The organism is Shewanella sp. 10N.286.45.A1, assembly GCF_041470405.1.
Lineage (GTDB): Bacteria > Pseudomonadota > Gammaproteobacteria > Enterobacterales > Shewanellaceae > Shewanella.
In genome coordinates this window covers 1-6,855 of record NZ_JBFRMK010000399.1, presented here as the reverse complement: position 1 = coordinate 6,855, position 6,855 = coordinate 1, and the positions used below count along the sequence as shown (strand labels likewise).

The 6,855-nt window shown below is 42.2% G+C and carries 6 protein-coding genes; 4 read left to right on the top strand and 2 right to left on the bottom strand.

The annotated features are described in order from the left end of the window. Positions 1 to 149: 149 nt before the first annotated feature. Both AB4238_RS21920 and AB4238_RS21915 read right to left on the bottom strand, forming a co-directional pair. A complete protein-coding gene (locus AB4238_RS21920) occupies positions 150 to 1,490 on the bottom strand; it encodes a DEAD/DEAH box helicase (protein ID WP_372035697.1) in 1,341 nt (446 codons plus the stop codon). A 127-nt stretch (positions 1,491 to 1,617) separates the two neighbouring features. Beyond that, the gene (locus AB4238_RS21915; RefSeq protein WP_372035695.1) at positions 1,618 to 1,869 is read right to left on the bottom strand and encodes a hypothetical protein; all 252 of its coding nucleotides are present in this window, start codon (positions 1,867 to 1,869) and stop codon (positions 1,618 to 1,620) included. A 177-nt stretch (positions 1,870 to 2,046) separates the two neighbouring features. On the opposite strand from AB4238_RS21915, the gene AB4238_RS21910 reads away from it, so the two are divergent. The 4 genes from AB4238_RS21910 (at position 2,047) to AB4238_RS21895 (ending at position 6,731) form a co-directional block, all read left to right on the top strand. Then, on the top strand, positions 2,047 to 4,341 hold the full coding sequence (locus tag AB4238_RS21910) for a penicillin acylase family protein (protein ID WP_372035693.1): 2,295 nt from the start codon (positions 2,047 to 2,049) through the stop codon (positions 4,339 to 4,341). Positions 4,342 to 4,636: 295 nt separating this feature from the next. Then, positions 4,637 to 5,134: a hypothetical protein gene (locus AB4238_RS21905; RefSeq protein ID WP_372035691.1), complete on the top strand. Its 498-nt coding sequence runs from the start codon at positions 4,637 to 4,639 to the stop codon at positions 5,132 to 5,134. Positions 5,135 to 5,272: 138 nt separating this feature from the next. Next, positions 5,273 to 6,304: a lipid A deacylase LpxR family protein gene (locus AB4238_RS21900; RefSeq protein WP_372035689.1), complete on the top strand. Its 1,032-nt coding sequence runs from the start codon at positions 5,273 to 5,275 to the stop codon at positions 6,302 to 6,304. A gap of 250 nt (positions 6,305 to 6,554) precedes the next feature. Continuing rightward, complete coding sequence (locus AB4238_RS21895; RefSeq protein WP_372035687.1) at positions 6,555 to 6,731, top strand: TetR/AcrR family transcriptional regulator; 177 nt, start codon at positions 6,555 to 6,557, stop codon at positions 6,729 to 6,731. Positions 6,732 to 6,855: the final 124 nt, after the last annotated feature.

The following is a 6,855-nucleotide window of genomic DNA, read 5'->3' as shown; positions in this document are numbered from 1 at the left end:
TTCGCCGAAAGAGACGCCGAGCAGCAATGGATTCGACCTATTTGGAAAAACTAATAAATGCTTGAAAAACATTCACGCTCTTACCCTGGTCTTAGCTCAGAGTGTAATGTACAAAAGCCGCTCAAAAATAAGCGGCCTTGATGATATGTCTACGTGTTCCAAGGGTTCGGAGGTAGCTTATTACTGCTATCGCGAACGTTATTTTTGGACTTGCTGTTAGCGCTTTTATTATCATTGCGCTTGTTAGATGATGAAGAGCCTAAGCTAGGTTTGGATTTCGACTGTTCACTGTCCTTGCTTTTGTCTGTCATCTTTTTAAATTTAGGCTTAAAGTTCAACACTGATATCGGTACCTCTTTTCGAGGAGCAAAACCTTCAATTTCCCTTCTTTCAAGCAGGTACCCAAGGCGACTTTCAATCATGCATAAGTTTTTGAAATCATCTTTAGAAACTAAAGATACCGCTTCACCGTTGGCTCCAGCACGACCTGTTCGACCAATGCGGTGAATATAGTCATCCGCGGGATAGGGAAGGTCATAGTTAATGACTAAAGGTAATTCATCGATATCGAGGCCTCGAGCAGCAACTCCTGTGGCTATTAATAATCCAATTTCTCCAGCCTTAAAGTCTGCTAGGATCTTTTCTCTAACCTCTTGGCTTCTGCCACCATGGATACACTCGGCAATAATGCCACGCTTTTCGAGCTGGCTTACAAGCTTTGCCGCACCTTGCTTGGTTTCAATAAAGATCAGCGCCTGCTGCCAACTGTTTTCCTTAATCAGGTGGCTTAATAGCGCCGATTTCTTATCTTTATCTACAGTGGTTAGCCATTGTTCAATTTTAGGCTTGGAATCAGTATTGGCGATAACTGATATTTCAACAGGTTTATCAATCGCTGTTTTGGCTAAGGCTTTCACTTGATGTGATAGGGTTGCTGAAAACAGTAAGCTCTGTCTGTCTGTTGGCAGCTTATCCATGATCTTATCGATATCTTCGATAAAGCCCATATCGAGCATTCTATCGGCTTCATCAAGCACCAGAATATCTAACTCATCAAAATGAATCGCTCGCTGGGTATACATGTCCAGCAGACGACCTGGTGTAGCGACTAAGATGTCCACTCCATCTAGTAGACGTTGGCGTTGCGGCTTGGCATCTACGCCACCATACATAGCCATTGAAGTCAGCGCTAAATGCTTACCATAAAGTGCTATGTTGGCTTCTACTTGCACCGCAAGCTCGCGAGTGGGGGTTAAGATTAACGCTCTAATTCGCTTTTTACGTTGGGTTTGCGATTGACTAAGGAGCTGTAGGATAGGTAATACAAAGCTTGCCGTTTTACCTGTACCTGTTTGTGCTGCGGCGATCAGATTTCGGCCGCTTAAGATCACCGGAATGCTCTTGGCTTGGATTGGAGTGGGGCTGGTGTAACCTTGTTCGGCTACAGCGGTAACGATTGGATTGCTTAATCCAAGCTTAGAAAACGGCATGGTGAGTCTCAGTTATCAGTTGTGATATTGCATATTGCAGGTATAAGCGCCGAGGTATCACGGTCGCTGCAATAGATTATAACAGTATGTAGCTATAATCGGGTGATATTGTTGTTATGCATGCCGGCTATTTCATGGTGACTTTGCCACCAACAAATTTATAGGCAGGAGCTCCGCGAATGATTGTCTCTCTGGCAAACTCCTGGCCGCATTTCGGGCAACTACAAGTTGCTGTGGTGTAGTCGGTGACAATACGTTCCTTAAAGCACTTTACTAATGCCCCTTTGCCGCCTTTTCGGTATTTAAAGAGGATGGCTTTGCATTTTGCGCAAAATATTTCGACAGTTTGCGTCGGCCCTTTTTTATTGGGTTTTGCCATGGTTTAACTTTACTGTTTTATGTTACTGATAATTTTGCCATATCAAGCAGAGTGCTGTCGTTGTTTAATTATTCAAACTATTGTATGAATAGTTGAAAATGGCTATTTAACAAATTGGCAACCCAGTTTATGATGTTTACGGCACCGAACTTTTATAAATGTATTATAGGTAAGTGAATGATAAAAATAATAAAAATATCAGCCGTGACGTTACTATCCATCGTATTTGTATCTGCAGTGTCAGTATACCTATTATTGTTTATGAGCTTGCCAAAGTTAGATGCATCGATTGATAGTGACGCAATCAGTAATAGCATCACTATTGAGCGAGACCGCTTAGGCACGGCGGTCGTTACCGCTGATAGCCGTCAAGATGCTGCTTATGGCTTAGGTTACGCCCACGGGCAGGACAGATTTTTTCAAATGGATCTACTGAGACGAAACTCTGCGGGAGAGCTATCAGAGATATTTGGAGAGAAGGCTTTGCCGCTGGACAAAAGCCGTCGTTTTCACCAATTAAGAAAGCGAGCCAATGGTATTGTTGCTACATTACCAAAGGAACATTTGGCGCTTTTGCAAAGTTACGCTCAAGGGGTAAATGATGCTGTTGATGCTCAAGCAATAAATAGTTTTGAATACCTGGTTACCGGCGCAAAACCACGGGCTTGGGAACCAGCAGATAGCTTACTAGTGATCTACAGCATGTACTTAGATCTGCAAGGCAATACTATTAAGCGTGATCTAACTCTTACCTATATTCAATCGATATTTGGCGTGCAGATGCTGGATTTCATTATTCAACCTAGCCGCTATCAAGCTGCGCTAGATGGCAGCCTAATTGCTTTAAAACAACCTGTCATCCCGTTGATGTCATCTCAGTATGTTGCTCAGGCCAAAACCAAGTCGATAACTGAAACATTGGATATTGGCAGTAATAATTGGGCAGTTACGGGAGCGTTAACTGAAAATGGTCAGGCAATGCTCTCTGATGATATGCACTTATCGTTTGCTGTGCCTATCATTTGGTACCGTGCCCAGCTTAACTACTCACAAAGTGATGAGGATATCAGTATTACTGGCGTATCACTGCCTGGTGCTCCAGCCATCGTGGTGGGCAGTAATGGTCATGTGGCTTGGGGCTTTACCAACGCCTACATCGATACTGCTGATTGGATTGCAATAGAGAATAGTTCAGATCTGACATTCGAAAATGAACAGATTTTACTGCCTGATTCTTCCGTTGATTATAAGATTATGATGTCTGAGTATGGACCCGTGAAAGGAACATTAGCACAGCATTATGCACTGTCTTGGGTCGGGCACCGCGATTATGCGGTAGATATGTCGTTAATTGAGTTGGACAAGGTAAAAGATGTACAGCAAGCGATAACAATTGCTAGCAACATGGGGATCCCAATTCAAAACATGATGCTTGTTGATACTGCAGGTAATGCTGCTTGGAAACCTGCCGGCGCTTTTCCATCAAGAACAAATCCAAGCGATGTTGCAATCAAAGAGTCAGACTATCAAGCCGAGAACTGGCTTATTGATCATGCGCAGTTGCCAGAAATGGTTAACCCTAAAAGCTATCGATTGTGGTCTGGCAATTCCCGGGTTGTGTCAACAAAGCAACATGAAGCGCTAGGAGATGGTGGCTATGCCCTTGGTGCGCGCAGCTCACAGATCCGAGACCGTCTCTTTGCTGGAAATAACTTTTCTGTTGATGATTTCTACCAGTTACAGTTAGATAATGAAGCTCGTTTTTTAGCGCCTTGGCATCAGCAATTAGTGGCCCTTTTAAGCACTCAGCCAAAGCGCTTTGCTAAGGACATCGCTTACTTAAATAATTGGCAAGCATGCGCCTGTAGTGATTCCGTTGGATATACTTTGGTAAGACAATATCGGCAGCGACTTATTGATAGCGCTTTTGCACCGCTTGAAACGCAGCTAGGTTTGTCTTCGCAAAGCTTGTCGCCAGTTAAACGCTATTTGGAGCCTGCTATTTGGCAACTGATAGAGGCTAAGCCTGCATCTTGGTTACCGAGTCAATTTGCTGATTGGTCGGAGTTTATGCTCAGCAGTTACCAACAAAGTAAGCAGCAACTATTGGCCAATTATAGTAAAGACGATGATATGGATGATTTAGCATGGGGGCTCGTTAATCAACTAAAAGTACAGCACCCTTTCTCTAAACAGATCCCGATATTAAGCGCACTGCTTGATATGCCAGTCGTTAACGGTTTTGGTGATAGCTATATGCCAGCCGTTCAAGGAGCTTCATTTGGCGCATCGCAGCGATTTATTGTGCAAGCTGGCGATGAGGAAAATGGCGTGTTAACCATACCTGGTGGCCAATCAGGACATCCATTATCCGATTTCTATCGGTCAGGGTTTGCCGAGTATGCTGCTCAGCAACATACACCTTTATTGCCTGGTAAATTATTGCATCGAATAGAGGTAAGCGCTCAATAGCTGATAAGGCTTTTTAGCAGGATTAAGGGCACTTTTTGCCTTTAATCGACATATTTGTGAACTTTTATTCGCAATTTTTTAGGAGTCAAAAAGCAGAGGTAACGCTGAATAATTAGTCTGTGATGGCAGATTTATTTGTTAATTGCACTTTAACTGATTATTTATTCTATTTTTTGCGGCTGTTTAATTTTAGAACGTCAATTCACTAGCCAGCTCACTAGCTTAGACGCTAAACAATCTGCTTTATCTTTGTTAGTATCCGATACAAATAATTACACCTATGAATAATTACTCAATGAATCTAGCTAGATATGTTGTTAGTGTGGGGCTGCTAAGCTTATCTGCATGTCAAAAAGATCTTACTTTTCAGATCGTATTAGCAGCTGAAAGTACACGCTTTAGTGCTGACACTCAACAGGAGTCAGTGGCTTGTGATATTGGTATCTATGCAATCAATGAGATGGATTTTGGTGTAAAGGTTGCTCCTGAGTTGACTATATTTACTGATGATGAAAAGTACACCATGCGGATAAAGTCATGGGGTGATGACTGGGATTACTTGGTGGCTAAAGATGGTGATGAGGGAAGTAAGCATGGCTTATGCTTCAAAGAGGTGAACCAAAAATCTTTTAGCTGTGATGAGGTCATGTCAGCCTTAAGAAATGAGCACTATAAGTTGACCCTCAACCGCTGTGAAAAACTCGATCAATCTCAATTGGATTGTAATATTGATGTGGAGTTAGCCCAGGAGGGGATTAGATTTAAAAAAGATGAAAAGTTGACTCGTCTTTAATTCTCTCGTTATGACTTCTATTTAAACGATGTTAGTGTCAATTATGAGATCCATAAGAGAGAATGCTACTTATTTACTTCGCCCTTTGTTTAGCCTCACCTATAATGACTTTACCTCTTCTTAGAACCTTGATATTGCGTGCAAAAATATATTTTATTATTGAACACTTGTGGCCTAATACTTTTTTTTCATGCTGTTGCAGCAGCCAGCGAAGCAGAGTTTAAGCCAAGCCACTGGGGACAGTTTACCTTTGAAAATGATGCATTCGGCGTACTTGAGCCTACTGATGATGGTTACAGCAATGGTGTGGGGTATGCGTGGGGTGACTCTGCTGTTCAAGGGTTTGATGATATTGATATGCCTGCTTGGATCCGTGCCGCGAGTGGTTGGAGTTTTATAAACCAAGGCATTAACGGGCAGTACAGCATTAGTTATGCCATCTTACAAGGCATGTTTACTCCGTCAGACTTAGATACCGAACAGTTGCTTATTGACGATAGGCCTTATGCTGGCGTGTTGTTATGGCAAGCTAAATTACGTCAATATGATGACAATGTCGCCACGAGCCTTGCACTTAATTTGGGAGTCGTTGGCCCAGCCTCATTAGCCCAACAAACTCAAAGTATGATTCACGCGGTTATTGATGCTAGAGATCCTCAAGGTTGGGATAACCAACTTGAAAACGAAGCTGTGTTTCGCATTGAGTCAGAATACTTACATCGCTTTGGTCACTTAGCGCTGACAGATAATGTGGCTACAGATGTGAGTTTTTACAGTCAAGCTGGACTGGGGAATTTAAGTACTGATGCTGGCTTCGGTTTAACATTTAGGATCGGCAGTGGCCTTGATGAAACCTACGCCAGTATTAATCCAACCGCATCGCATAGTGCTAACCCCTATGCCTATATGTCTGATAAAGATTTTAACTGGATGTTGTTTTTTTCAGCTTATGGTGGCTATGTGCTAAATGATATTACGCTTGATGGTAATACTTTCAAAGATAGCCACTCTGTTGAATTGATCAATGAGCAAGGTCAATTGAGTATGGGGTTTGCCATGCGGTGGGGGAGTTGGGGGATCTTATTTTCAACGCTGCGCGGTAGCGACCATTTCGAAGGGCAAATATCTGACACCAACTATGGCGCTGCAAGCATAAGCTATCATTATTAATATCTAGACGCATTAACCTAGAATGGTAATACTAGTTTTAGTTTTTTGTAACTGGTTGATTTGGTTGGGGAATGTGGGTTTTTTTGGATGTTGCTGTTTAAGTTCAGCTTGAAACCGTGAACCTGTGACAAAAGTCCATTAGACTGCCAATTGACACAGTGCCTTCAGGTAGAGCGGATATAGTAATAATCTATTGCAGAAAGTAATCTGTTATTATTGAGCCCTTATTATTTTTCAATTGTCCTAATGTATGCCAATTGAACGTGATTTAGCGCCGAAACAACAGCGCAGTTTAGATACTCAAAGAATATTACAAGCATTACACAGCTGCTTGGCTGATAAATTCTTCGAACATATTAGTGTTAAAGATATCGCTGATGTTGCAGGAGTTTCAGTAGGGACTTTCTATCGCCAAAATAATCACTAGAAATAATCACTAGCCAGCAAATAATCACTAGCCAGCCATTGATAGAAATAATCACTAGCCAGCCATTGATCAAATAATCACTAGCCAGCCATTGATAATCAACAACATAACGAGCTAGGAGCTA

Coding starts and splice junctions, on each gene's coding strand:
- AB4238_RS21920 (WP_372035697.1), bottom strand. CDS start 1,490: ATGCCGTTTTCTAAGCTTGGATTAAGCAATCCAATCGTTACCGCTGTA.
- AB4238_RS21915 (WP_372035695.1), bottom strand. CDS start 1,869: ATGGCAAAACCCAATAAAAAAGGGCCGACGCAAACTGTCGAAATATTT.
- AB4238_RS21910 (WP_372035693.1), top strand. CDS start 2,047: ATGATAAAAATAATAAAAATATCAGCCGTGACGTTACTATCCATCGTA.
- AB4238_RS21905 (WP_372035691.1), top strand. CDS start 4,637: ATGAATCTAGCTAGATATGTTGTTAGTGTGGGGCTGCTAAGCTTATCT.
- AB4238_RS21895 (WP_372035687.1), top strand. CDS start 6,555: ATGCCAATTGAACGTGATTTAGCGCCGAAACAACAGCGCAGTTTAGAT.